This is a genomic window from Mycobacterium persicum, from assembly GCF_002086675.1.
In the GTDB taxonomy this organism is placed as follows: Bacteria; Actinomycetota; Actinomycetes; order Mycobacteriales; family Mycobacteriaceae; genus Mycobacterium; species Mycobacterium persicum.
The window spans coordinates 1-290 of sequence record NZ_MVIF01000337.1 but is presented as its reverse complement, the minus strand read 5'-3'; the positions used below and the strand labels follow the sequence as shown (position 1 = coordinate 290).

The window sequence follows — 290 nt, the reverse complement described above, 5'->3', positions numbered from 1 at the left end:
CGCCTGCACCGCCCGCTCCGCCGGGGGCGCCCATACCAGCTGTACCTCCGTCGCCGCCATCACCGCCGAAACCCGTGTTTTCACCTGGGCCGCCGTTGCCACCGATGCCGCCGCTGCCGCCGGCGCCGCCAGAAGCGCCGGTGCCACCGCTGCCTCCTGTGCCGCCGCTGCCGCCGCTGCCGCCGCTGCCGATGAGTAGCCCGCCATGACCGCCGGTGCCGCCGGCGCCGCCGGCGCCGCCAGGGACGCCTGGGCCACCACCGTCATGACCGGTGCCGCCGGGCCCGCCG

At 78.6% G+C, this 290-nt stretch carries 1 pseudogene; it reads right to left on the bottom strand.

Features of this window, described 5'->3' with window-relative positions:
- Positions 1-290: pseudogene (locus BST40_RS30580) on the bottom strand (PE family protein); the annotation flags it as partial.